18 protein-coding genes are annotated in these 24,527 nt (G+C 54.6%); 9 read left to right on the top strand and 9 right to left on the bottom strand.

Going from position 1 to position 24,527, the window contains the following annotated elements; translation table 11 throughout:
- Window positions 1–5: 5 nt before the first annotated feature.
- From NAT21_RS08020 to flhC, 3 genes are all read left to right on the top strand, one after another.
- Window positions 6–359, top strand: coding sequence for a hypothetical protein (locus NAT21_RS08020; protein ID WP_250937079.1), 354 nt, complete (start codon window positions 6–8; stop codon window positions 357–359).
- 461 nt (window positions 360–820) lie between these two features.
- A complete protein-coding gene (gene flhD / locus NAT21_RS08015) occupies window positions 821–1,162 on the top strand; it encodes a flagellar transcriptional regulator FlhD (RefSeq protein WP_250937077.1) in 342 nt (113 codons plus the stop codon).
- Window positions 1,155–1,712, top strand: a complete 558-nt coding sequence (gene flhC / locus NAT21_RS08010; protein WP_250937076.1) for a flagellar transcriptional regulator FlhC — start codon at window positions 1,155–1,157, stop codon at window positions 1,710–1,712. Before flhD ends, flhC begins: the two co-directional genes overlap by 8 nt.
- Before the next feature lie 132 nt (window positions 1,713–1,844).
- On the opposite strand, the gene NAT21_RS08005 is transcribed toward flhC, so the two are convergent.
- The 9 genes from NAT21_RS08005 to NAT21_RS07965 all read right to left on the bottom strand — a co-directional run bounded on the left by NAT21_RS08005 (window position 1,845) and on the right by NAT21_RS07965 (window position 14,037).
- Window positions 1,845–3,101 carry an SGNH/GDSL hydrolase family protein gene (locus NAT21_RS08005; RefSeq protein WP_250937075.1) on the bottom strand — a complete coding sequence of 419 codons (1,257 nt, stop codon included), beginning with the start codon at window positions 3,099–3,101 and terminating at the stop codon, window positions 1,845–1,847.
- 1,165 nt (window positions 3,102–4,266) lie between these two features.
- Window positions 4,267–6,927, bottom strand: coding sequence for a type VI secretion system ATPase TssH (tssH, locus tag NAT21_RS08000; RefSeq protein ID WP_250937074.1), 2,661 nt, complete (start codon window positions 6,925–6,927; stop codon window positions 4,267–4,269).
- Window positions 6,924–7,997: a type VI secretion system baseplate subunit TssG gene (gene tssG, locus NAT21_RS07995; protein WP_250937073.1), complete on the bottom strand. Its 1,074-nt coding sequence runs from the start codon at window positions 7,995–7,997 to the stop codon at window positions 6,924–6,926. Before tssG ends, tssH begins: the two co-directional genes overlap by 4 nt.
- Window positions 7,961–9,796: a type VI secretion system baseplate subunit TssF gene (gene tssF / locus NAT21_RS07990; RefSeq protein ID WP_250937072.1), complete on the bottom strand. Its 1,836-nt coding sequence runs from the start codon at window positions 9,794–9,796 to the stop codon at window positions 7,961–7,963. The genes tssG and tssF overlap by 37 nt, the downstream gene beginning before the upstream one ends.
- Complete coding sequence (tssE, locus tag NAT21_RS07985; RefSeq protein ID WP_250937070.1) at window positions 9,796–10,278, bottom strand: type VI secretion system baseplate subunit TssE; 483 nt, start codon at window positions 10,276–10,278, stop codon at window positions 9,796–9,798. The genes tssF and tssE overlap by 1 nt, the downstream gene beginning before the upstream one ends.
- Window positions 10,279–10,359: 81 nt before the next feature.
- Window positions 10,360–11,859 carry a type VI secretion system contractile sheath large subunit gene (gene tssC / locus NAT21_RS07980; RefSeq protein ID WP_250937067.1) on the bottom strand — a complete coding sequence of 500 codons (1,500 nt, stop codon included), beginning with the start codon at window positions 11,857–11,859 and terminating at the stop codon, window positions 10,360–10,362.
- Between the two features lie 11 nt (window positions 11,860–11,870).
- Complete coding sequence (tssB, locus tag NAT21_RS07975; protein ID WP_250937065.1) at window positions 11,871–12,404, bottom strand: type VI secretion system contractile sheath small subunit; 534 nt, start codon at window positions 12,402–12,404, stop codon at window positions 11,871–11,873.
- A gap of 65 nt (window positions 12,405–12,469) precedes the next feature.
- Window positions 12,470–13,228: a hypothetical protein gene (locus NAT21_RS07970; RefSeq protein WP_250937054.1), complete on the bottom strand. Its 759-nt coding sequence runs from the start codon at window positions 13,226–13,228 to the stop codon at window positions 12,470–12,472.
- Window positions 13,229–13,446: 218 nt separating this feature from the next.
- Complete coding sequence (locus NAT21_RS07965; protein WP_250937051.1) at window positions 13,447–14,037, bottom strand: copper resistance protein NlpE N-terminal domain-containing protein; 591 nt, start codon at window positions 14,035–14,037, stop codon at window positions 13,447–13,449.
- Window positions 14,038–14,081: 44 nt separating this feature from the next.
- Between NAT21_RS07965 and tssJ the strand changes: the two genes are divergently transcribed.
- The 6 genes from tssJ (at window position 14,082) to tssM (ending at window position 24,271) form a co-directional block, all read left to right on the top strand.
- Window positions 14,082–14,624 (top strand): type VI secretion system lipoprotein TssJ, encoded by a 543-nt coding sequence (tssJ, locus tag NAT21_RS07960; RefSeq protein WP_322974097.1) that lies wholly within the window; start codon window positions 14,082–14,084, stop codon window positions 14,622–14,624.
- A gap of 109 nt (window positions 14,625–14,733) precedes the next feature.
- A complete protein-coding gene (tssK, locus tag NAT21_RS07955; protein WP_250937049.1) occupies window positions 14,734–16,080 on the top strand; it encodes a type VI secretion system baseplate subunit TssK in 1,347 nt (448 codons plus the stop codon).
- The gene (gene icmH, locus NAT21_RS07950; protein ID WP_250937041.1) at window positions 16,077–16,799 is read left to right on the top strand and encodes a type IVB secretion system protein IcmH/DotU; all 723 of its coding nucleotides are present in this window, start codon (window positions 16,077–16,079) and stop codon (window positions 16,797–16,799) included. Before tssK ends, icmH begins: the two co-directional genes overlap by 4 nt.
- A 3-nt stretch (window positions 16,800–16,802) precedes the next feature.
- Entirely contained in the window at window positions 16,803–20,822 is a 4,020-nt protein-coding gene (locus tag NAT21_RS07945) for a type VI secretion protein IcmF/TssM N-terminal domain-containing protein (protein WP_250937039.1), read from the top strand.
- 18 nt (window positions 20,823–20,840) lie between these two features.
- Window positions 20,841–21,752: a type VI secretion system-associated protein TagF gene (tagF, locus tag NAT21_RS07940; RefSeq protein WP_250937036.1), complete on the top strand. Its 912-nt coding sequence runs from the start codon at window positions 20,841–20,843 to the stop codon at window positions 21,750–21,752.
- 29 nt (window positions 21,753–21,781) lie between these two features.
- Window positions 21,782–24,271: a type VI secretion system membrane subunit TssM gene (gene tssM / locus NAT21_RS07935; protein ID WP_250937033.1), complete on the top strand. Its 2,490-nt coding sequence runs from the start codon at window positions 21,782–21,784 to the stop codon at window positions 24,269–24,271.
- Window positions 24,272–24,527: the final 256 nt, after the last annotated feature.

The following is a 24,527-nucleotide window of genomic DNA, read 5'->3' as shown; positions in this document are numbered from 1 at the left end:
CGGCCATGACAATGATTGAATTGCTGGGGAGGTACAAACGGGCTGTAGCCAGTAATCAGCGCGTAATATCCATGCATTTGGAGCGAGGCGCCTCATCGGCCGAACTTTTCGAGATGCTGCACTGGCAGGGTTGCCTGAAGCATCATCAGCAAGTGCTGCTTCGCTTTATCGTCTACCCCTTTATTGCTCCAGATCTCGACTGTGAACAGCTTCAGGAGCAGAACTATGTCAATGCACTTTGCCATGATCTGACGGTTGCCAACGCCAATACGCTCTCTCATATCCTCCTGTTTCTGAATAATGCCTATACCGCCTATCTCCGCTGGGATGCAGAAACCGTACCCACCGAGACCTGTTGATACAGGTAACAATTGATAAGGCGCCCGGAAGGGCGCTTTTTTTGTATGTTCGCCCTTTTTGTAACCAGATGTTTCGTTGTCAGCATACGCTGAGTCGCAAAAATTTCATGAAAAGTAGTAATTTTCTAATCTTATAGGTTGGTGTCTTTTCCACTACTGTACTACAAATAGGGGGTGGGTAGCTGCTTTAAAAAAGGTTGTTTTTTAATGAGATAGGGAGAGTTGTTTTATAAACTCATGTTTTTTAAGGGTTTTTTTTGATAGCCAAATTTAATTTAGGAAGGTGAGCCGATAGTTATTTTTGGGAGTATTAGACTGATTTTTTTGAGATTAGTGTTTGTAATCTTTTTGTGTGATGTGTAATCTAGCTGCAAAAGGTAACAAAAAATTTCAAAAGACCTTTAAGAAGAAAACTGGATTACAAAAAAACCATATTCAAGCGACATTCGAGGATCTCACCCATGAACTCTGCATCCAGCCTGCTCGAAGATATCCGTAACGTTAACCTGTCCTACCTGTTGCTGGTTCAGCGACTGTTGAACGAAGACCGTGATCAGGCCATGTTTCGGCTGAAGATCAGCGCAGAGATGGCTAACGTGCTGAGTGGTTTGCCGATTTCCGAGCTTGCCAAGCTTGCCAGCTCAAGCCAGTTGCTGTGCCATTTCTCTCTTGATAGCGTGCCAGCGCTTGAGGCACTCACCGGCAGCAACCGCACTAACGATCTTCAACGTACCCATGAAGCCATTTTGCTGGCAGGGCGCTCTGGTGGCGAAGCAGTAGCAGGAGGTAAGCGTCGTGGCTGATAAAAGCGTTCTCAATGAGGTTAAACAGGTTCAGATGGCCATCGAGCTGATTGAACTCGGTGCCCGGCTTCAAGTGCTTGAATCCGAAACAGATCTGAGTCGTGGCCGCCTTATCAAGCTCTATAAGGAAATACGGGGCATGTCGCCACCCAAGGGGATGCTGCCATTTTCGACTGACTGGTTTGTTACCTGGTCACCGAATATCCACTCATCGCTTTTTTACAATATTTATCGCTATGTCAGTGAGAGCAGTGATTGCTCACGGATGGATGCGCTCATTAAAAGCTACAAACTGTATCTGGAGCAGATTTCACTGCTTGAGGAAGATGAAGCGGTACTCGGACTGACACGGGCCTGGACGCTGATTCGTTTTTTCGAAAGCGACATGCTGCAGCTGTCACCTTGTACTCGCTGTGGCGGCCAGTTCGTGGCTCACGCGCACAGCCTTGAACATAATTTTGTATGCGGTATTTGTCAGCCTCCTTCTCGTGCAGGCAAGACCAGGAAAGCGGCCGAGAAGAAACGTCTTCAACAGGAAGGAGTGCAATAGCCCTTGGTTCAATTCTGGTGGTCATGTCGATGTCTGAAGTACGCATATGGATATTCCTTGCTGTATTAGCCCCGGTACACTGTACCAGGGCTTTTTTTAATGGTTTTTGAATCCATCATGTGGAATTGAGGATTAGATATCGAAATCCAGTTGAGCTCCTGCAAGGTAACAATACTCGCTGTCTGGCTGTTTCTGGCCTAGCAGTACCAAGTGGTTTCCCTGTACTTCGAATCGCATTTTGATGGGTTTGGGAGGGTTGAGGGAGGCATCTACCTGATATTTTGTATGCTCATGGCCTTCAAGCCAAAAATCTCCCCGTCGTTTTTCATCGTCCGCCTTTCTGCTCGCAATAAGCGTCAATGTGCCATAGAGCCCCTGCGGCAAGCCTCGAATGGTCAAGGCTTCAAATACATCGTCATGTCCGCTGTATAGATTGTGTGCAATCAGGGTCTCATTCTGGATACTGGCGCTGGTATCGCCTGTGCCCGTCGTTCGCCCCTTGTTATTGTGCCCGCTATAGCCCATCGAGGTGGCCCATACGCCATCGAGCGGCCGACCTTCGGTAGTCAGGACGCGAGAGCAGCCTGCGGCAGAATTTTGCCCGGTGCTCGAACCTGACTCATTGCTGGCAATCATGACGTTGATGTTATTGAAGGCCGACTTTTGATCCGGGCTGAAGGAAAAAACGATACGTTTTCCCTTGAAGTCTGCGGCACTGACTGCCGGACGTGAGTGCAGTAGCTCACCAAGTTTCATGGCCCACCAGGTTCTCATGGCACAGCGCATGGGGGGAGAGGGATGTACATTATCGTCCTGTAGCCATGGGCCCAGCTCCTGTGTGAGTCGATAAAAGTCCCAGGCTGGCCTGTCATTGTCCCAATCCCAGATTGCCGGTGAAAATTCCTTGATCAACGGCCAGCATATTTCTCGATTGTAAGTGGCGGTTTCACGGGGTTTTGATTTCTGGGGGCGACGATAGGTCAGCCCGAGATAAAGAGGGGTGTAGCCTCTATCGGCAATGCCCTGCAATACGGTGCGCATGCCCGTGTAAATTTCCTCGGCACCTCCGGGGTAAGGACCTTTGGCAGTGACTGAATTGCCCGGTCCATGAACCAGTATCAGCCCCTTTTCTGCACCTTTCATGGGGGCAAGCATGTTATCCAGATAGCGCACATATCCATCAACGGCCCGCCCGGAAACAGCCATGCCTGTAGCCCAGCGCGTTGATGCCGGCAGACCTACCTGTGTAAGGCGAAATTGCATCTCATCGGCATCCTCACTTCCGTTTCCTGTCATCCACATGATGGATGCGCCAAACGCCCCGATTCGATCCGGATAACGGCGAACATGAGTGCTGTTGATAACGCCTGCATAAGTGGAATAATCCATGAGTCACCTCGTTGTATTGGAATATTTACAATTCGCTACCTTGCAGTGCTCAGCATGGGCTTGTGAGTCGGCTATATCACGGAACAGGGAGTGTCCTATTAAGTGGGACACCGGGTTATAAACGTTTGATGCCGGTTTCCAAATGCGAGGTGTTATCGGCCCAATGGATATTGCATGTGGTGTAGTGTGTTCTACCGGAGACAGTTCAAGCTTCTTTGTATCTTGAACAGGGCCTTGTCGATCAGGCGGTGGATAATGCTTTGCATCCATTACTGACCGACCGGAGTGCGTCTGAACATCCGAAGCCCTGCAATGAGCCTTGAATGTCCGGATTGGAAAGTCTGAGTCTTTTAACATGAAAAATTGCGCTAACGCTCTGGCGACTGTTTCATGAACGAACCAGAAAAGCCGAGAAACAATGCTCCTGTCTACCAGGCTGCGCCGGGGTGGGGCGCCATTTATACGCTATCTGATGAGCAGCATGTTCGATAAGGCATTTCCAGCAGCCCGCTCGGATTAACGTGAGTCTGCTATAAGGGGTATATCGACGGGACATACTTTCAAGTCAGAGTTTTTTCCGGGTTGAAAGAAGGGCTGGCTGTATATGTCTATCAGGTCGCATCTGTAAGGTCAGCTGCCGATGGGCCTCCAGGCAGCAACACTCGCTTTCAACTCAAGCAAGTAGCTGTGGTTATTCAATGCAGGTAGAGTTGCGCCTGTTCAGGGGAGGCTTAAGTAATAAAGCTGTGGCTACTGATAGTAGAAGTACAAGTAGTGTTATGGGTGCCGACAGAACTTGCAAGGAATGTGAGAGCAATACTAACCACATTAGCATCGATATATTTGGGACTGGAAAAGGGTTTCCATGTGATATATCGAAGGTAACTCAATGATGTATTTGCCCATATCCGTATAACCGTATGCATCAGCATGCAAGGCCGAGGCTTCAGGATTACCGTGAGCTGTGGATACCACTCGATATACGGTGAGCCTCCAGTCTCGGAGAGCTCACCGATCCATTTGTTCCTGTAAGCCAGTAATAATAAGTTGGCTCAATAAGAATTATTGACAGAGTAATAGCGCATACCTTGTCAACTCAAAATAATTCGCATGGCCATCATTGCTTTTATGAAAGGTAATTTAATGAGCATTCCTGAGTGAGTCATCAGTGGAGTTCGTAAGCAAACTCACCCTGCTCATCAAGCATGATATCGAGCCGTTCGATTGCTTCACCTCGTGCCATGCGATCCAGTACCTGTGCTGCCAGCGAGGGCATGAGTGACCCGGAAAGAATATTGTCGATACTACGTGCGCCGCTATCGGTATCGGTACAGCGCTCGGCAATCGTCTCTATAATGGCCGGGTCATAGGCCAGCATTGCGCGATGGTTGTATTCGAAACGACTTTTGATGCGGTCAAGCTTGAGACGCACGATGTTGGCCAGAATCTCCTTTTGTACCGGGTAGTAAGGGATGATATTGAGCCGCCCGAGGAACGCAGGCTTGAATACGGTGTTGAGTTGGTTCCGAAGACCGTTAACGATGTCATCAGGCGCCGGTAGTGTCTCGGCGCCCAGGCAGCGCCGCATTATCTCTTCGGTGCCCACGTTGGAGGTCAATAAAATGACGGTATTGCGGAAGTTGATCTCGCGTCCTTCACCGTCATCAAGTACACCCTTGTCGAAGACCTGGAAAAAGAGTTCCAGAACATCGGGGTGCGCTTTTTCAACTTCGTCAAGAAGCACCACACTATAGGGCTTGCGTCTGACGGCCTCGGTCAGCACACCGCCTTCACCGTAACCCACATATCCGGGGGGGGAGCCTTTGAGGCTCGAGACGGTGTGGGCCTCCTGGTATTCCGACATGTTGATGGTGATGACATTGCGCTCGCCGCCATAGAGTGTATCCGCCAGCGACAGGGCAGTTTCGGTTTTGCCTACGCCACTGGGGCCTAGCAGCAGGAAGACACCGATCGGCTTGTTGGGATCTTCCATACGTGCGCGTGAAATGGCGATACGCTTGCCGATTTCCGCAAGGGCATGATCCTGTCCCAGCACACGCTCGCCCAGCAACTCGGGCAGTTGCTGAACAGTCGTGATCTCGTCTCGTACCATCTTGCCCAGTGGGATACCTGTCCAGCCGGAAATGACTTCCCCGATCACGTTGCCATCAACATGCCCATGTACCAGCGACTGCGCCTCCTGAACCTGTAAAAGTTCACGTCGTGTATCGCCGATCTGCCGGCCCAGCGCTTCAGAATCTTTTTCGCTATCCACTGTCGCCGTATTACTGGTCAGCTCATTACGCCGGGCTTCCAGCGTTTTCAGACGCTCGACAATTGCCATCTCGCGCTGCCAGCGGGACTCGAGTGACTCGATCTCATGTCGAGTGTTCTCAAGTGTCTCATTCAGTGTCACCAGCGCGTCACCGTGATCACTACCCTCGAACTGCTCGCGTTCGAGCACCTGAATCTCGGTCTGAATGTTATCAACGCGGCGATGGGCATCCTCCAGTGCAGCAGGTTGTGAGGATTGCGCCAGTGCTACCCGCGCACAGGCGGTATCCAGCACGCTAACGGCCTTGTCAGGCAGCTGACGACCGGTAATGTAGCGATGGGACAGACGGACGGCCTGAACAATGGCGTCGTCCATGATGGTCACGCCATGATGCTCCTGCATGCGGCTGGACAGGCCGCGCAGCATGTTAATGGCTACCGGCTCTTCGGGCTCCTCGACCTTGACCACCTGAAAACGGCGGGCGAGGGCGGCGTCCTTTTCAAAGTACTTCTTGTACTCGGCCCAGGTTGTAGCAGCGATGGTGCGAAGCTCGCCTCGTGCCAGTGCAGGCTTGAGCAGGTTGGCGGCATCACCCTGGCCGGCCTGACCACCGGTGCCGATCAGCGTATGAGCCTCATCAATGAAAAGAATGATTGGCTGGAGGCTCTTGCGCGTCTCTTCGATCACGTTTTTAAGACGGTTTTCGAACTCACCCTTGACGCCGGCACCTGCCTGTAAAAGGCCGAGATCCAGTGTGCGCAGTTCGACATTTTTCAGGGGGGGCGGTACGTCACCGTTGACGATGCGGAGTGCCAGGCCCTCGACCACCGCAGTCTTTCCCACCCCGGCTTCGCCGGTAAGGATCGGATTGTTCTGACGCCGGCGTGTCAGAATATCGACCATCTGGCGTACTTCCTGCTCTCGTCCCAGTACAGGGTCAATGCGACCGGCTCGGGCATTGCCTGTCAGGTTAACGGTGTATTGATCCAGCGCCGGTGTCTTTTGACTGCGAGTGCCAGCGGCCGCCCCCGATGCCCCGCTTGCGTTAAAAGCGCCTTCGGAGGGAGGACTGGCATGATGCTCCTCGCTGCTGCCGGTTACCAGATCACTGAAATGGGCCTGCAGGTCATCTACATTGATACGCTCGAGTGCGCGAGCACCATCAATCACCACACGGCGCAGCTCGTCATCCTTTAAAAGCGCGAGCAGCAGATGGCCACTGCGTATCAGAGTGTCGCCCTGGTCGATGGAGGCAATGACCCAGGCGCGTTCGATTAATTTCGTGATGCGCGGGGACAGGGCGGGCGTTCGGGTGTTGCCGGTCTTGAAGGTTGAAATGGTCTCTTCCAGCTGACCGGCCAGGCGATCAAGTGCCACATCATAATGGCGCGCAATGCGCAATACGTCGTTATCATCGCTGTCGAGCAGCTTTAACAGCAAATGTTCGACGTCGACGTCATACTGACGTTCCGCAAGACAGAGTGCTGCTGCACCCTCGGTAGCGGTGCGGGTGGGGTCATTGAGCTTATCGAACAAAGATTTGAGACTCACGCCGTGGCTCCATTGTAGAAAATGTCAAAGATTGCATGCCCGTGTGCCCGGGACTGACGATTGCCGGATTTAAGCCAACCCAGATGCCCCGGGCGAACATTGCCGGCCGCACCAAGCTGTGGTTCTGGAATGGCATCACGATCAAGTATCAATTCGATCTGGAAATCCAGTTCGATGCCAACATAAAAGCGCACCATGCGTACGAGCTTTCGATACTGATCGGTGCCGGGTAGCAGAGCCTCATAGGCTTCAAGGGATAATGGTCCGAAAGTAATGCGAAAAGTGGATTGGTAGTCCTTGACCCGGGTGCCGGCGATGGCACTTTCCCCAAGCCGGGCGTTGGACTGGCCCAGGCAGGTGTATTGATCACGTTCAAGAGTGATCCAGCGCCCGGCAAAAGAGCTGACATGGCAGGGCTGGCGGAAGGTGTACTCAAGCATTGCCTGCAGGTTGCCGGCATTGCGCGGCCGTTGCGTCCAGAGTCCTGAAAACCAGTCAAACAGTTCACGGCGCAGTGTTGCCGGATCGTCTTCGGCGAACGTTTTGTCCATGGTGTGCCGGGTCAGGCCGGTCAGATGCAGAAGGGCATCTTCAAAGGCAGCGCTGCCCTTGCGCTCGTACTCGATATGAAAGCGGTACTTTTGCCATGCCTCATAGAAGAGCGCCGTCATTCGATGGGAGAAAAAGTCCATGAAGGCGTGAGCTGCATCGTCACGCTTTTCCATATGACGGTTGATCAGCAGTTCGGTATAGGGGCGAGGCAGTACGCCGGACGGGCCGACCAGCCCCATGAACGTGACCTGAACCTCGCTGAGCGGGGCATCACCGGCCGGGCCGGAAGGCACGCTTTCAAAGCGCAGGTCGCTGATCTCGCTGGGTGGGAAGTTCAGCGACAGCAGGCTACGAAATCTCAACGGGTCCTGATGAGGACGATTTTCAGGATCAATACGACCGTTACGGCTGTAGTGCAGACGTAACAGTCGGACCAACTGGAAAAAGCCGAAACGCCAGGGCTCCGCACGCGCCTGATCGATCAGACCAGGGGCTGAGTACCGGTTCTTGGAGGCCATTGGGCAACTCGTTGTTCGCGCTGGGGCGAGCGCAGGGTCAATTGGGTGAAGCTGTTCAGAGAGCAGTACATGCCGAAAAAGCGATCCAGCACCATGGCAAAGAGGTAGATACCGCTACCGGTGAACTGGCTCTCATCCAGAGTCAGCGTAATACCCGTGCCACGTACGAAGGATGGTCTGGGATGGCCGATACGGGTCATGACCGGCGCACTTTCGACGGCGGTAATGCCGTTGATCTGTTTTCGGGTCGCTGACGTTTCGCGATAGTTGTAAAGCGTTAAAAGCTCCATCAATGCTTCGCGCCCGTCATTGACCAGCGACATGTGATTGAGAGACAAGTGTGAGACAAGGCGCCAGACTCGACCCTTGCCCAGTGGTGGGCGTACCGGTGCAGTCGGTTTTCTCAAGGCTCGAATACGTTGCACTACCTGTTCCTGCTCCATGGTGAAATCTCCCTGAGGGTGGCCAATGGCCATCAGCCCTGGCAGTTCACGGTTGCTGCAGGTAAGGCGCAGGCTCAGAGTGTCGCTGCTGCTCTCAACAAGCTCCAGCTCTCGATCCACTATTCGAAGTCGCATGTCCGTCCCCGGGTCCTGCCTGCTGGTTCCTGCCACCCTACGTCCGATCCAGTAGCTCTGATGCTTTCCATGATCACTGTCGCGAGGTTCGAAAAAGGGCAGGCAGGGCGTAATTTCATCGCGTGTTGCGCTGCGTACGACGCGGGTTACCTCATCGATGGAGACAATTTCCGTCGAATGGGCGTGACGCACGTCGGGTACCACGGGGTACTCGTGACGGGTATGGGTCAGGCGAATGGGCTCGGCCTGCTGAGTGAAAAGATTGACGATCGGTGTGCAGCCCAGACGAAAATTGTGCCGGCCAAGCGTCTGCTCCAGACGTGCCAGCTGATCCATCTGATCATATTGATGAAACGAAATATTGACCTGCACAGCGGTTACGGAATGATCGGCCAGCCGCCGGGACAGGCCGCTGAGATCAAAAAAAAGAAACTTTTCGGGAAAGACAAAGTATTCATGCAGAAGCCTATAGCCCATGAAGGAACGGGATGAATAATCGATCAGTCCTTCTTCGGCATCAAAGCCAACCGGCGTGATGGCATCATGATCAAGTGCCACTTCCCGGCGCTGACCCTTGTCGATAAAGCTCAGACTGACGCGCGCCACGTTATTGAACAGTAATTCGTGCAGTGTGTGCATCAGGCCGCCTTCCCCATCCAGAAAAAAGCGCAGGCGATCAACGGCCATCCTGGAAAAGTCGGTGTTGCCAAGACTTTCAAGAGAGAGGCTTAGGCGCGCGACATGCTCACTGCCGTGGGCATTGAAGCCCGATCGCTCCAGGCGCTTCATGCTGGCGTTTGTCACGGCAATGGGCCAGATATCGACCGGATAACAGGTGCGAAAACGACAGAAGGCATCGCCTACCGGACGCGAATGCAACAGGCTGTGACGCGGGACGTGGTAACACCCGGTCAGCGAGGTCTGTCTGCCTGGTTCAAACTCGACAATCGACATTGATGGCGTGGGGCGCAGATAGTGGGGATACAGCACGTCCAGAAAGGACTCGACGATTTCCGGAAAGTCGTCATCAAGCTTTTTGTGGACGCGCGCGCTCAGGAAAGCAAAGGATTCGATCATGCGCTCGGCATGAGGATCCTCACAGCGATCGCCTTCCAGTAGCAGGCGAGAGGCGATCTTGGGATAGCGTCCGGCGAACTCCTGCCCCAGAAAACGCAGGTGCGAGAGTTCCTTTTCGTAGTAGGGGAGCAGATCGTCGAGCATCAGGTAAGATTCGAAACCTTGTATTGGCGGGTGGTCACCTGGAGCACGGCATCGAAGGCGACTCGCTGGGAGGCTTCGCTGAGTGACAGGACGGCTTCAACACGGAACTGTAGCACCCGGTCATGATGCTCCTGGTTGAGCAGGCGTACCCGGACATTACTGAAGCGTCTATCTCCATGCTCTATGGTACGTTCGAGCTGGCGCTGGATCAGTCGCCGATCCACGCTGCTGTGTAATCCGCGGCTGATGAAGTCGGGCAGGCCATAGTCAAGCAGGGTGCCTTGCAGGGCTGGCCAGTCGTCCAGTTCACGGGCAATGAGTTCGCGACGAGTGTTGACCAGCAGCTCGAGATCACGCACGACGCTTGCCTTGTACTCGATCAGCGAGCACAGGTGTCCAGGGCGTGGTTCGCTTGACCTGGCAGGGTCATCATCGAGTAGCCTGTCCAGCAGAGTCGGTACCATTTGCAGGTGGTCACTCATCAGCGGGGCGCTCCTTCAGCATGGCAGGGATCTTTCACAGGCAGGGATCAGGAGATATTTCTGATGCCTGCCTGTGCCTGATCAGGAACTGCGCGTGGATTGCGGCAGTTCGGATACCAATCGCAGCGATGCGGTCAGCTCATCAAGCTGATAGTGCGGACGCAGGAAGGTGACCGCCTTGTAGACGCCGGGTTTCCCGGGGACTTCAGCAACCTCTACACGGGCTTCACGCAGTGGATATTGCGCCTTCGCTTCCTGACCAGCGTTGTCATCGAGCAAAACGTATTGAGACAACCATTCGTTGAGGTAGTCCTCGACGCTTTGGCGTGATGCAAAGCTCCCCACCTTGTCGCGCATGATGGCCTTCATGAAATGAGCGATACGCGATGTGGCGAAGATGTACTGCAGTTGCGAAGAGAGTCGAGCGTTGGCGTTGGCAACGTCGGTATTGTAGTGCTTGGGCAGCTGCGCCGATTGCGTGCCGAAAAAGGCCGCATAATCGGTGCCCTTGCAATGAACCAGCGGGATGAAGCCCAGATCCGAAAGCTCCTTCTCGCGACGATCGGTGATCGAAATTTCGGTTGGGCACTTGAGGGCCACTTCACCATCATCGGTCTGGAAGTTATGTGTCGGAAGGTCCTCTACCAGGCCGCCGCCCTCGACGCCCCGAATGGCGACACACCAGCCATATTTTGAAAAGGCATCGTTGACACGTGCGCCCATGGTATAGGCCGCATTCATCCAGAGATAGCGGTTGTGGTCTCGTCCATCGACGTTTTCGGTGAAGTTGAATTCTTCAACCGGCGTGGTTTCTTCGCCATAGGGCAGCCGGCCAAGAACATGGGGCAGGGTGAGGCCCACGTAGCGGGCATCTTCCGAGTTGCGAAAGGATTTCCACTTGGCGTATTCGACCGTGTCGAAGATTCTTGACAGGTCGCGGGGGCCTGACATGTCCGTAAAGGAGTCCCAGCCAAAGAGCTCGGGAGAGGCCGATGAAATAAACGGCGCATGCGCCGCGGCGGCCACATGGGAGATCTGCTCGAGCAGGTACATGTCCTGAGGATGACGCCCGAACTCATAGTCACCAATGAGCATGCCGTAAGGCGCTCCACCGAAGGTGCCATATTCTTCTTCGTAGACTTTCTTGAACAGCGCGCTCTGATCAAATTCAGAAGCCGACTTGAGATCCTTGACCAGATCCTTTTTGGATGCGTTCAGCACATGAATTTTCATGTTGGTGCTGGTTTCAGTCTGGTCGGTCAGGTACTTGAGCCCGCGCCAGGAGGATTCGAGCTGCTGAAATTCTCCGGCATGCATGATTTCGTTGAGCTGTTCGGACAATAGCGAGTCGATCTCTGCAATTCGCGAGTCAAGTACGGCAATCAGGTCCTTGCTGGGCGTTACTTCACCATCAAGTACCTGATGGACCAGTTCATCGATCAGGTCACGTGTACGGCTGCGCTCTGATTCCGAGCGTGCCACACGGCTTTCGGAGATGATGCTGTCCAGTAGCGAGGCTTCCGGGGCAAAGGTGTCCTGGGTCTCTCCTTGCATTTGCTGGTCTATCTGATTCTCGGCCATGGTTGCTCCTGTTATTCCTTGTCTTCGTGCGGTCTGGCGGCAGCTTCTCGACCCAGTTCTTCACCCAGGGTCTTGAGTTTGTCGGTATTTTGCAGAACGTCCATCAGGAGTTCCTCCAGCCGATCATTGCCTCCCATCTTGTTGCGAAGGTCTGCCAGCTTGCTGCGCACTTCCAGCAGCTTGCGAAGCGGCTCGACCTGGCGTACGACTTCCTGCGGCTCGAAATCTTCCATCCGGTTGAAATTAAGTTCGACCGGCAGCTGAGTGCCATCGTTGGCCAGCGTGTTGTCGACTCTATAGCTCAGGCGTGGCTTGATGCCCTTCATGACACTGTCGAAGTTGTCACGATCAACGTTGACGAACTTGCGATCCTTGAGGCGCGGCAATGGCTCGAGCGGATTGCCCGAGTAGTCGCCCGCCACCCCGACCACGAATGGCAGTTCCTTCTTTTCGATGCTGTCGCCAATCTCAACGTCATAGGTCAGATGAACACGGGGCGCACGTACACGTGAGAGTTTGTGCTGGGTACTATCATTTCTGGCCATGAAAGGTTTCCTGTTTCGTTATGGCGGGCTTGTTGGAGGATGACCGCAGCTCAGTGCGGCAAAAGTCATGTTCTGACCGGCATGTCGTGTACGGCCGTGAGAAGCTGCTCACGCAGATCGTCCTGCATGATGTCGATGGCGGTGTCATCAATCAACTCCTCGAAGCTGTGGGTGCCGGAAATGTCGGTGCTTTGACGGATGATATCTTCACCGGGCAGTGTGGCATTAATGGGCGAGCCCATGATGCAAAAGGGAAGATCACCAAACCCCTTGAGTCGTTGAAAGCTGATGGGAAAACGGAGGTCCCGTAGCAGCCTTCCCAGTCCATCAGCCTTGCTGAAACAATGAAACAGCATCAGATAGTGCACCACAAAGCGTTGCAGTTCCGAGCTGCTGCGATTGGGATCGTTGATCACCTTTCGAAAACGACTCAACTCAAAGGATGAATACCCCACCACCCAGCGCACCGGGCTGATAACACGTATACGTTCCTCGGCGGTCAGGTCGATATCGTATTCGAGTGCAAAAAGCGCAGGTGTCGAACTGATGATATTCAGTGGGATATCCAGTTCATTCATCAGGTTGAAGGGCGCTGCACCGGCATGCTTGTCAAACAGGGAGCGAAACTCCTTGAAATGATGCTGGCTTTCCCGACCGCTACCTCGCGGTGCGCCCTGTAGATATTCCCCGAACAAGGGCTGGGGTCTGACCAGTGGCGCCAGAGTAGATAGGTGATCGCTGGCCCGCGCCTTCAGCAGGTCCGAGATCATTCGTGTGCGTTTTCTTGCCTGAATGAACGTTTCAACATCGAGGGGCTGAGTCATCACGTTTTCCTGGACATGGTTGCAGATACCTTGTGTGTGAACCGCTTCATTCAGCCGCTGGCAGGCGACGCCCTGTTTTCGAGTATATTAATATAATTAATCAATATGCTTCTGTATTAAAGGTTCTGTTATTTTTCGTGGCTAATTTTGACATGTCTTTAAGCTGATGTTCCACTTCCGTTCGCTTTTCGTCTGTCCGTATTCAGGTCTTCTGCGCCTCAGGAAGAGGACGTTGTGGATATTGAAAGGTCAGGTGTCACGGGCTTCAAAAGGGCCTCTTTACCCTCATCATCGGTAATAGCCTGGCCTTCATTGTTCATGGGCTGAAGGGCGCCATCCGAGCGAATCAGCATAAGTTGCTCGTCTCCAATCTCTGGTATCAGCCGGTAGCAGCGGGTGTTGTCGTCAATAAGGTCATGTTCGATTCGCCACTGGCCCCAGCTTGTATTAACGCGCTGGCCTCCCGGCGCATCGACTCTGATTTCGTGCATATAGAAGCTTTCCGAGGCGCCGGTAATGGGGTCGCGACTGATTACCAGTTCGGTGGTGATACCTCGACAGTCAGGGCATGGCAGGGTCCCTTCAAATCGCTCCACTGCCCTGATGGCATGAACTTCGGGAGAGGGTGAGGCACAGCCTGTTAACCATGCCAGAACTGTCATCATTGATAGGGTCAGAATCGGTTTTTTCATGGTCCTTTGAATCGCCATAAAGTGTATTTTCGTAACTTGAGGTGAGTTTTTGTGCGGATTATAACGATTTAATCTGATAAAGTATGTGATGTATTTCATAAAGGCTATGTCAAACATGCCTTTTTCTCGATCAGAAGCCTGTTCAATCCGAGGCGTCGTCAATGTCACCAATGCGGTACGTACTAATATTTTGCGCGGTTTTCCTGGTTGGCGGTTGCGGCGTTGCTGATCGGGTTGGTAATCGTATGAGCAATTCCTGGGCGGGTGATCTATTTGGCAACCAGGAACGCGTGAGAGTAGTGATCACAAGCGACGCTTCGCTTAATCCGGATGTTCAGGGTGAGCCTTTATCGGTAGTAGTGCGACTCTATCAGCTTGGAGAGCTGCCACCCTTTGCAACGGCTGCCCCTGACCGGCTATGGGATGATGCGGAGGGTGTGCTGGGTGACTCGTTGATTTCCCAGCGTGAGCTCACATTATTGCCTGGCGCTGAAAGAATTGACGTGGCGCCTCTCGATGAAAGAACCCGCTATGTGGGCATTGCAGCTTTCTTTCGTCACACAGGGGGTAATGCATGGCATGTGGCATTGAATGCCAATGAGTTGCGTCGTGACGGTCTGATAAGCGCCTCCGAGGGCATTCGGGTGAAACTCGCGGGGGACCGGATGGAGCTTGAAAGAGGCGATGACCTGATCAACCGTTAGTCGGCAAGCGACCGGTTATTGACGAGACATCGAAGGAGGGCGCTGATGCTTATACATCAGTGTGCTGACAGCATAAAGGTAAACGCGGCGGCGTTCGGGATGAATTCAAGTGAGCAAGCATAATCGCATCATGTGGTCAGAAGGCATGTTCCTTTTGCCGCAACACTTTCAGTATCAGGATGAGTTTCATCAGCGTCAGCAGGCTGCGGCGCGACAGTCTCAGACGCCGTTTCACTGGGGCGTTCAGCAACTGACCGTTGATGAGGGGGCCCTGGAGCAGGGGACTCTTCGACTGACTCGCCTCAAAATGGTATTTCCCGATGGCACACTAATGGATGCCCCGCAACACGACCCGCTGCCTCTCGGTCGTGATCTCAATGAGTTATCTCGCAATACCGAAGTGCTCATCCATGCGGCATTGAAAGTGGTGGAACCCTGGGCGCCCAGCTACCTGAACGAGAACGTACCCCGCAATGGCAATCGTCGTTTTATCCAGCGTTTCGACACTATGGTTGACCTCAATGAAGGCTCGCTTGAAAACGAACTTGGGATGCTGGAGCTTAATGTTACGCTTTTGATGGAAGGTGACAGCCTGGACGGATACACCAGTTGTCCGATAGCCCTGCTCAAGCGCAATGCTGCTGGAGGATTCAGCCTCGAGACGCGCGAATTCATGCCGCCTTCGCTTCATCTGTCTTCTTCTTCATTGCCGCTCGAGATTGGTAACCGTCTGGTCGGCATGCTTCAGGCGCGCAGCGAGGCTCTTTCAGGACGTCGACGCGAGCGCGCCGACCAGGTGGCTGAATTCGGCTCCAGTGACGTCACGCTTTTCTGGCTGCTTTATACCATCAACCGGGCCTACCCTCAGCTCTCCCACCTTATTGCTCATACGGGATGTCATCCTGAAAGGCTCTATCGTTTTCTGGCGGAGCTCGCTGCCAGTCTGATGACATTTTCGATGTCGCATGCACTGGCTGATATTCCTGAGTATGACCATCACAATCCGGCTCCTTCGCTGCTGAAGCTCGAGCAGGTCGTGCGAGAGCTGTTGGATGTTGTGGTTCCCAATCAATACATCCCTATCCCGCTCGAACAGACCCGACCCTCATACTATATGGGGCGGCTCAATGATGCTCGTCTCAAGGACGCTGACTTTTATATCAGTGTTCATGCCGACATGCCCGGTGCCCGTATTCTGGAGCTGGTCCCCAGGGCCTTCAAGGTGGGATCTCCTGAAGACATTGAAGTCGTCGTTAATACAGCGATGCCCGGCGGCACACTGACCCATGCTCCTCGACTACCCAGCGCCATCCCGGCCAGGCTGGACAACCACTATTTTGCTCTTGAGCCCCATGGAAGTGTTTACGAACGCATGATGAAGGCGCAGGCCATTGCCTTTTACGTACCCAGCGGGTTCACCAACCTCAGCATTGAACTGATGGCGGTAATGAAATGAATGAAGCCCTTGCCCGGCCGGTAGACGAGGCCGCTCCACGAACCCTGAAATATCTCTCGCGCGATTTCATCTCCATGGTCCTCATGGTGCGGCGCGGTCAGCAGGCAGAAAGTGTCGAGAAATTTCTGGAGAGCGTTGATCGATGGCTCAAGGACTTTGAAGAGCATGCTCGAGGAGAAAATTACAGCGCTGACGCCGTGAAGGATGCTCAGTATGCACTGTGCGCCTTCCTTGACGAAAGCGTGCTCAAGGGCGGTGTGGGCAACATTCGCGAACATGTTGAGCTGCATCCGTTTCAATACCGCTATTTTGGTGTACATCTGGCTGGCGAAGGATTCTATGACCGTCTGGATGCGCTGCGCGCGGATGTGCCAGGCAATCTTGATGTGCTGGAGGTCTACCATTTATGCCTGGCGCTTGGTTTCGAGGGCAAATACAGCCTGGAGAATCGGGAGCAGCTTCGCTATATCGCCAACACGCTGGGTCAGGACATTGCCCGCTACCGTCACCATGATGCCGGCATTAGCGAAAGCTGGAAGCTGCCTGATCAGGTCGGGCAGTTGTTGCGCTATGAAATTCCTTTCTGGGTTTATCTGCTGGCCATTGCCGTGATCTGCCTGGCGGTGTACGGCGGTCTGCACTGGTGGTTGGATAGTGCGACGGGGGCGCTGACCGAACAGGTCCATCAACTGTTTACTACCCCGGGCAAGAGTGAGTAAGACATGATGCGATTTCTACGATTTCTGCGCTTGCTCAAGGGGTTCTGGGCACTGGCCATCGTGCTGTGGCTGGCTGGGCTTGTCATGTGTGTTTTACTGCTGCCACTGATAACCCAGGAGCGGGAGCAGGTTTTCATTGCCATGGCCCTTGTAACCGCCGTCTGGCTGTTGGCCGTGGTTCTTCGCCAGTACCATCGTATTCGCTCCGAGCGCAACATCGAAAACCTGGTTGAACTCGAAGTGCATCGTGAAGCGGCCGACAGCGAGCCGGGTGACTACCAGGTCTTGAGAGAGCGGCTCAAGCATGCCTTGTCCATGCAGCGTGCCTCTCGCTCGGTTGAAGGTGGCAGAGCGTCCCTTTATGCACTTCCGTGGTATCTGGTCGTGGGCATGTCTTCGGCTGGCAAGACTTCATTACTGACCCGTTCCCCACTCTCGGCCACCATGGCCGGCGGCAGCCAGATTTCAGCTGTCAGCGGCACCCAGCACTGTGACTGGTACTTCAGCCGTGAGGCGGTAATGATCGATACGGCTGGACGGTATCTCACCGATGATCGTCCTGCCAGTGAGTTTGCCGACTTTCTGAAAACGCTTCGCAAGCAGCGCAGTCGTCCCGCCATTAACGGCCTGGTGCTGGTTGTCAGTCTGCCGGATCTGTTAAAGGACTCCCGGCAACAGGCCCACGCACTGGCAGAGCAGCTGGTGAGCCGGGTTGATGAGTACCGTGACTGCCTGAGGCTCAATCCACCGATTTATCTCTTTTTCAGCAAGGCAGATCTGTTACCCGGTTTTACGCGTACCTTTGAATCACTTGATGCCGCCGAGCGCCAGCGTCCCTGGGGTATTACCTTCTCTCTTGAAGAGCTTCGTCAGCAGGGCGTGATTGCTGCCTTTCAGCAGCGCTTTCCGCACCTTGTCGATCAGCTTCGTACCACGGTGGATCGGCGCGTAATGGAGGAGGGGCTCAAGGCAGACAGCGAGCTTCTGCGCTTTTGTGACTACTTTGCCGAACTCTCGGGCGTGCTCAGCGACTTTCTTGAACAGTTTGACAGCCAGCTTCACGGTGAGCGTGCCCCCGTACTGCGCGGTCTTTATTTTACCAGTGCCCTGCAAGGCGGTCCGGCCCTGCCAGCGCTGCTGGATGAACAAACGCGCCATGACTTTGCTCTGGAGCAAAGCATTGGTGTGGCCAACGATCGTGAGTCACAGGGCGAAAAAAGCTATTTTATTGCCGGTACCTTTCGTGACGTCATCTTCGCTGATCGTAATCTGAGCCTCTACTACTCAAGGCACGGTAATCGCCGCGCTCTACCGCCGCTCCTGATCGGTGCGGCAGGGCTGCTGGGCGTGGCCGCTATAGCAGCGCAGGGCTGGTCTGCCTGGCACAATCACCAATGGATTGATGGTATCTCACACACGCTTGAGCAGAAGGAGCGTGGGCCGATCATGAACATGGATCGGGACCAGCGTCTTGCCCTGCTGGAGGACATGCAGCGCCAGTTGACCACCATCGAGCAGTATCGGCAGCAGGGGGTGCCGTTGCAGCTTGACATGGGGCTTTATCAGGGCGATGCCATGCGTGATGCCCTGATGCAGGCCTGGGGGGCGCTACTGAAGGCCGAGGCGCTGGCACCTCTGCAGATTCGTCTGGCACGACAGCTGCGTGACCTGGACGTTCTGGCCGGTCGTCATGATGGGCTCGATACCCGTGCAGAGACTACTCGTAATGAACTCTCTGCCAATGAATCCATGCAGGAAGAGTCTGGCGCTGATGAACGTCCGGCGCAGGTGCTGAGCGCTCGTGGTCAGGCCATCGGCAACTCTGCCGTATCCCGCATGGAGGAGAGCTCCACCGAACGCGCTGCGCTGGGTAGCGTGCCTACCAGCCTGTCCGAGGTAGGGAGCCGAGTGCGTAGTGAGGCTCGTTCACGTACTACCGACAGTGCTCGGGATGCCTGGTATTCGGCGCGCAGCGATCTGCGCACCGAGGTAGAAGAAGGTATACGCCAGGGCGGACATGTTTCAGGAGAGCTGAATGGAAATAAGGCGGAGGCATCGGGTGTTGCATTAACGTCAGGCCAGCAGCGCGGGCCATCGCTTTCCGAAGAAATGTTGACGCGACTTGATCAGGCGGACATTGAGCGTCTGATAGAGGGTTACTCCTCACTGCAGCTCTATCTGATTCTGACGGATCCGGACGCTCATGAGGACCAGGCAGACTTCGTGGCCACAGCGTTACCACGTCTGTTAACCGACATGGCAGAGAGGAAGGAGATCGCTCTGTCCAGGGAAAGCATCGTGGACAGTGCGGCGCTGTATGTGCACTTTCTTCAATTGGGGGAGGCGCCGGCGCTTGAGCGCAATAAGCTGCTGGTGGCCGATACGCGCGCCAATCTCAATGCCTTTCTGATCGATAGCAGCCTGGTGGATCGTGAGTACCTGCGCTATCAACTTGAAGCTGAAAAGCGCTTTGATCCGCTTACGCTGTCGCGAATGGTGCCTGACATGTCCGGCCGGCTGTTGTATGCCAGCCGCGCTGTGCCGGCCCTTTATACCCATGAAGTGTGGGAGCAATATCTGCGCCCGGAAATCATCAAAACGGTATCTGGCGATCTCGATCGCGAGTCTGACTGGGTGCTCGATGATGAAAATACCGACGATGCCGTACAGTCAAAGGCCCGCTTTGTCAGCCAGTTGATGGCTCGCTACAAGCGTGACTATGCCAAAGCATGGGAGCGCTTTCTGGGCAGCACTCACGTCTCGCAGTTCGATACGCTGGATCAGGCCAGTAATAGGCTGGCTCAATACAGTGATCTGCAGACCTCGCCGCTGCGCCAGGTTCTGAGGGCCGTGGATGAAAACACCCGCTGGGATTCTCCGCGTACCCGTGATGAACAAGGTGATCAACGTGGCCACGAGCAGGATCAAGGGTTCTGGGCACGTGTCACCCGGGTCTTCGGTGACGACGATGCCAATGACCACTCGATCGACCTGACGTCGCTTCCGCGCATCAACGACGGCACGCTGGCGCGCCATTTTCGCCCTGTCTCACGGCTACTGGCGGCTGATGAAGCCACAGGCAGCGATGATTCCGTGATCAATCAGTACCTGCTGGATCTACGCCAGCTCAAGAACCGCATCGATAACATCCGTGGCGCTCAGGATACGGGGCGCAGCAGTAAGTTACTGATCATGGAAACACTGGCGGGGCAATCTTCCGAGATCAATACGCTGCACAATTTTATTGCAGCGCGCGTGGACACGTCTCGAATGCCACTGGTTGCGTCCCTGCAACCCCTGTTTCGTACACCAGTGGACAATACCAGGAAGGCCCTCGACGGACCGGCTCGTGCTCAGCTCAATGGTGCCTGGAATGATCAGGTTCATACGCCCTGGCAGCAGATGATCGCGGGTCGCTATCCGGTAGCTGATTCGATCAATGAAGCCTCGGTCCGTGACCTCTCTCATTTCATTGATCCTGATGATGGGCTGCTGTCGAAGTTTCGTCATGACGAGATTGGTGACCTGGCAGGTTCCGGTAGCGGTCAGCGTTCGAATATGGTCGATCCTCGCATGCTCAAGAGTATCGATAATGCCACCGAGCTTGGGCGTGTGATCGACAGCCTTTCCGATCTGCAAAACGGCTTCGAACTGCAGATAAATCCGACCTCGGGTCTAACGGAAATCGTGCTGACCCTTGATGGTCAAACGGTTCGCTATCGCAATAACAGTCAGCACTGGGAGCGGATGATCTGGCCTGGTGGTGGCCGATCCTCTGGTGCCCGCATGGATATCATCAATCGTAATGGCGAACGGCATACAGTCTTTGACTATCCCGGTCGTTGGGGATTTTTGCGGATGATCGATAGTGCGCACATTACTTCTCTTGATCGAGCGCGACAGCGCTTTGAATGGCGGACCTGGATGGGTGCAGTCAGCTTTGATGTGCGCAACTTTGGTGGTGTAAGGGTTTCGGATCTCAAGCGTATCAAGGCGCTCAGCATTCCCGGAATGGGCCAATGAGCAACAGGAACGAGCATCATGATTGGTTGCTTTGGCAAGATTCCCTGCAGAGCTGACTTTGTAGGTGTTAATGCCTCCGGAGAGGTCATTAGAGAGCTGGATCAGTGGTTTCAGCAGGCCTTGTTACGTTTTCTGGATCACTCGGACTGGCAGCAGCGTTTCGATGCTCTGCCCATCTGTTATTTCAGCTATCACGCCCGGGCGGGAGGAAATGTGATTGGGGCGATGATCAGCTCGTCGGATGCCTCGCAACGTCGCTATCCCTTTTTTATTTATCAAATGCTCAATGGTGAGCGGATCCGAACGCTGACCTGTCAGCATACTTTGGCCGAGATTTCTGCCAGCCAGATCAGACAGATTCTTACCGATGCGGTCCACGGCGATGCGCTGATTGATCCGATTCGGGCACTGTCCGAGTTGCGCAACTGGACCGATCAGGACCTTGTGCTCTATCAGCGGGTTAATGAGCGCTTTCTGGAGAATTACAGTCTGTCCGATATCACGGCGGCAATGATGTGGAATCGGCCCGAGTTCGTTTTGTCAGCCTGTCTGCATCGGCTTTATTACGTCATGCAGCGCTGGCAGGCGGGAAGCACCGTGGCAGCGCTGCTTCCATTACCGGCAGAGCGCGGACTCAAGCGCCCGGTGGCGGATCTCTGGCAACAGTGGCTGGGCCGTGCCTGTCCCGGCGGTCTGCCGGTAATGAGCCTTTTGATCGATGATTTCATGCAGCCCTGTCTGCTGATCATGCCCTCCTGGTCAAGTGCGGAGCAGTTTTATGAAGTGCTGTCCGAGCCGGGCAATCCTCGCCGCTGCATCGATGTAATGGCGTCATTCCATCCGGATGAAGCGCATCCTGGAACACTCTCATTACCTGATATGCATTCAAGCCTGGCACAGGCCATGGCACGTTTTCCAAGTCACGCCTGACGGCGGTGAGCATTGAGCGGATAACAGCGATGAAACGTTTTAAGCCAGCTTATCTGAAATACGCATTTTTCAAGTATCAGCCTTATATCCTGGGCATATTGTTCTTTATCGCGATTTTTTTGGTGTGGCGCCTGGGGGTGGCGCTGGGGCTGTCTTCGTTGACCAGCCTGCTCATCGGCATCCTGGTATTTTTGCTGGCCTCGGCCCTCTATGTTCTGCTGCTTTATCGCGGCGTAGGACAAAAGCGCAACCTTGAGCGGTTGTTGATGGATGATGCCGATGCGGCCGTGCTGGGTGCCAGCCCACAGGACCGTGAAGAAATCAGCCTGCTGCGAGAGCGGTTGCTCAAGTCGATCGAGCGGTTGAAAAGTACCGGCAGTGGACGTGGAAAACGTTCACGCGATGCACTGTATTCACTGCCCTGGTACATGGTCGTTGGACAGCCTGCCGCGGGCAAGAGCACCATGGTTTATCAGTCAGGCCTCAATTTCCCCTTTGCCGAGCGTGAGAATGCACGGGTGGCCGGTATGGGAGGGACGCGTCACTGTGACTGGTTTTTCAGTGCTGATGCCATCCTGCTGGATACCGCCGGGCGCTATATGGACAGTGAGGAGGAGGCCGGTAAATGGAAGGCCTTCATGGGCATGCTGAGTGAGCAGCGACGACGCTGTCCGCTCAATGGCCTGATTGTGGCCGTCAACATCAGCGATGTCATGCGTGCGGATGAGCATCAGCGCGGCCTTCTGGCACGGCGCTTGCGTGAGCGCATTCAGGAGGCCCGTGAGCAGCTGCAGTCACGGGTGCCCATCTATCTGGTCTTTACAAAATGTGATCTGATCGAGGGGTTCGCCTCTTTTTTCGAACGGCTTGATCCGGCTCGGTGCAGTGACGTGCTGGGCCATACCTTTCCTCATCAGCAGCCCCACAACGTCAACTGGGGCGAGCAGTTCGACAGGGCCCTGGGTGATCTCTGTCGCCACTGGCAGCAGGTCGGGGATGACGAAATCACGCAACGGGATATCACCGATACGCGCCGGGAGATCGCTGCGTTTCAGTTTCCGCTGGAATTTGAAGCCCTGCGAGGCCCTCTGAGCGACTTTGTTGGCACATTGACCAATGCCAATCCCTATCAAAGCGCGCCGTTACTGCGCGGGTTCTATTTCATCAGTGCCCTGCAGGAGGGCGAGGCGATCGAAGGGGAACACGCTCATAGCGTCAGTCGGCACTTCGCTCTTGATCGAGCGCCTGTGACCTCTACAGAACGAGCGCATCGGCCGTATTTCATCGCCAATCTATTTCGCGATGTCATCATCGCCGATCAGCACCTGGCCGGTCGCCATGTCAATAATACCCGTGAGCGACATCAGCGATTGGGTGGACTGGCGGCACTGGCACTGGTGGGGCTTTTGATCTGCGGTCTGTGGGTCCATTCTGCGCTGCGCAATCACGATGAGATCGACATGCTGTCGCAGTCTCTGGTCGAGGCAGGTCATCAGGATGATCGCCGGCCGGAGCAGTATGCTCGCTGGCACAGTCTTGACGCGCTCAGGAGCTGGAGTCAGCATTACTATGATCGGCGCCTTGAAGGGGGCGCGCCGCTTGGCATGCGCTGGGGGCTTTATCAGGGTGATGAGATCGAGCCGGCTCTGCGTCAGACCTACTTTGAAGCGTTGAAGCCCATCATGCTTGCGCCGGTCGAGCATAATCTGACCCGTTCACTCTACGCGCTGACCACCATTGATGTTTACCGACGCAGCACCGACGAGCTGCACAAGGTGAATGGTCCGGAAACGGTGGCACCGTTTGCACGTCCTGACAACAACAGTGCCCAGTCGCTGGCGACATTCGGTCGAGCCACGCTGGATACCTACCTGATGCTCTCGGAAGCCGACCGTGGTGACATTGACTCTGCACGCCTGCGCAATCAGCTTCCGGCGTTCTGGTACCCCGATATTGCCCGTAATGCTGATAGCGATACCCAGGCCGGTGAGGACTATAGGGAAGCGGGCCGTCAGATCGACTTCTATGCCAGCCAGTTGCCTGAAGCCGATGTGCCACGCATTGCTTCCAATGCGTTTTTGATGTCGAGCAGTCGAAACTATATCGACAGCCTGCTGGAGCAGACGCTTTCCTCGGCGGAAACCATTGTGCTGGAGTCGGATACGCTTTTTGCCTTTGGCCGTGGCGACTATGCCGGGCTGCAGAAGGCCGGGCAGCAGGAACTCGATGCGTTGGCCCAGAGGTTGCTCAATACGCGTGATTTGGGCGAGATCAAGATCACCGGACACGCCGATCCCATTGGCAATGCCGAAACCAATCGGAAGCTATCCCTGCAGCGGGCTCGTACGGTTCGTCAGTATCTGGTGGGCAAGGGTGTCCCTGCAGAGCTGATTGAAGCCATTGGTGCCGGTAGTGATCGACCTCTGGTGAGCTGTGAGAGACAACAATCGCGCGCTGATTTGATCGAGTGCATGGCACCCAATCGGCGTGTTGAAATCGAGGTGCGCAAGCAATCATGAGATGAAAATAAATTGTTGAAGGCTGAAACAGTCAAGAATTCAGCTTGAAAACCTATATGTTAGCGTTCACTGCAAAAGTCGTTTTATATATAATTCGAGTCAACCGATGTGAAGCCGATCATTGGTTGGCCACGGGCAGGCGGCCCTGGTGCTGGAGTAGTCAGTCCCGAGGTGCGCAGCACCTCACTGCCGCATACACGGTAGTGAGAGAAGAAGACGTCGACATGTCGGCAGCGCTTTTTCAGACACTGAAAAT

The sequence above is a fragment of the Larsenimonas rhizosphaerae genome (assembly GCF_023700005.1).
Taxonomy (GTDB): domain Bacteria; phylum Pseudomonadota; class Gammaproteobacteria; order Pseudomonadales; family Halomonadaceae; genus Larsenimonas; species Larsenimonas rhizosphaerae.
This window is presented reverse-complemented; position numbering and strand designations above follow the sequence as displayed.

Coding starts and splice junctions, on each gene's coding strand:
- NAT21_RS08020 (WP_250937079.1), top strand. CDS start 6: ATGACAATGATTGAATTGCTGGGGAGGTACAAACGGGCTGTAGCCAGT.
- flhD (WP_250937077.1), top strand. CDS start 821: ATGAACTCTGCATCCAGCCTGCTCGAAGATATCCGTAACGTTAACCTG.
- NAT21_RS08005 (WP_250937075.1), bottom strand. CDS start 3,101: ATGGATTATTCCACTTATGCAGGCGTTATCAACAGCACTCATGTTCGC.
- tssG (WP_250937073.1), bottom strand. CDS start 7,997: ATGGCCTCCAAGAACCGGTACTCAGCCCCTGGTCTGATCGATCAGGCG.
- tssF (WP_250937072.1), bottom strand. CDS start 9,796: ATGCTCGACGATCTGCTCCCCTACTACGAAAAGGAACTCTCGCACCTG.
- tssE (WP_250937070.1), bottom strand. CDS start 10,278: ATGAGTGACCACCTGCAAATGGTACCGACTCTGCTGGACAGGCTACTC.
- tssC (WP_250937067.1), bottom strand. CDS start 11,859: ATGGCCGAGAATCAGATAGACCAGCAAATGCAAGGAGAGACCCAGGAC.
- tssB (WP_250937065.1), bottom strand. CDS start 12,404: ATGGCCAGAAATGATAGTACCCAGCACAAACTCTCACGTGTACGTGCG.
- NAT21_RS07970 (WP_250937054.1), bottom strand. CDS start 13,228: ATGACTCAGCCCCTCGATGTTGAAACGTTCATTCAGGCAAGAAAACGC.
- NAT21_RS07965 (WP_250937051.1), bottom strand. CDS start 14,037: ATGTTTGACATAGCCTTTATGAAATACATCACATACTTTATCAGATTA.
- tssJ (WP_322974097.1), top strand. CDS start 14,082: ATGTCACCAATGCGGTACGTACTAATATTTTGCGCGGTTTTCCTGGTT.
- icmH (WP_250937041.1), top strand. CDS start 16,077: ATGAATGAAGCCCTTGCCCGGCCGGTAGACGAGGCCGCTCCACGAACC.
- NAT21_RS07945 (WP_250937039.1), top strand. CDS start 16,803: ATGATGCGATTTCTACGATTTCTGCGCTTGCTCAAGGGGTTCTGGGCA.
- tagF (WP_250937036.1), top strand. CDS start 20,841: ATGATTGGTTGCTTTGGCAAGATTCCCTGCAGAGCTGACTTTGTAGGT.
- tssM (WP_250937033.1), top strand. CDS start 21,782: ATGAAACGTTTTAAGCCAGCTTATCTGAAATACGCATTTTTCAAGTAT.